Annotated in this window: 2 protein-coding genes; both read left to right on the top strand. The window is 46.3% G+C overall.

Annotation, left to right across the window (positions count from 1 at the left end):
* Positions 1 to 317 (top strand): hypothetical protein (locus tag DWY63_RS18580; protein WP_330415537.1); only part of this gene is annotated, 317 nt, incomplete at its 5' end.
* Positions 318 to 329: 12 nt separating this feature from the next.
* The coding region (locus DWY63_RS17560; RefSeq protein ID WP_117802729.1) for a TMEM165/GDT1 family protein at positions 330 to 847 on the top strand (518 nt) is incomplete at its 3' end.

Here is an 847-nt window from a genome sequence, read left to right as displayed (position 1 = left end):
TGACCATTGTTTCCATCGGAACTTCCCTTCCGGAACTCGTAACTTCTATCGTTGCTGCCAGAAAGAATGAAGTTGATATGGCACTTGGCAATGCGATCGGTTCTAATATCTTCAACATTCTTATGGTACTTGGCATTGCATCCGCAATCAGCCCGATGGCCATCATTACGGAAAATATAATTGATTTGTGTGTATTGATCGTATTCACGGTATGTGTATGGATTTTTGCAGGAACCAAAAAGAAAATCGGAAGAGTTGAAGGTTTCTGTATGGTCGCATTTTATGCCGCATATGCCATTTATATCATTATAAGATAAGGGGAATGGAAAATGGTGTTATTTCTAAAGGTGTTTCTTACCGAGTTCATCGCAGAGATGGGCGATAAGACGCAGCTCATGCTGATTGCGCTTACTTCGAAGTACAAGCTGAAAGACATTATCCTGGGAACCGCAGCCGCGATTCTGGTACTGAATGGAATGGCTGTTCTCGCAGGCGGCCTCGTCAGCGAATTCATTCCGGACTGGCTGATTAAGACGATTGCAGCACTCGCATTTCTTTACTTCGCAGCATCCACCATTTCCGGTGATGATGACGAGGAAGAGGAAGAAGGCGGCAAATCCAAAATTCGGTTCGCACCGCTCGCCGTTTTCTGTACGTTCTTCGTAGCAGAGCTCGGAGACAAAACACAGCTTACCGCAATCACCTTTGGTGCAAATGAAGGTATGGGAACCGCATTCGTTGTATGGATCGGATGTTCTCTCGGACTGTTCGCAGCGGATATTCTCGGAATGCTGGTCGGCTACCTCTTAAAGAGCAAGACACCGGATGGGCTGCTGAATACACTGGC

Origin of the sequence: Blautia sp. AF26-2, assembly GCF_003460955.1 — a bacterium.
Lineage (GTDB): Bacteria > Bacillota > Clostridia > Lachnospirales > Lachnospiraceae > Fusicatenibacter > Fusicatenibacter saccharivorans.
The sequence above is the reverse complement of the archived record's forward strand: the minus strand, read 5'-3'. Positions and strand labels throughout refer to the sequence as shown.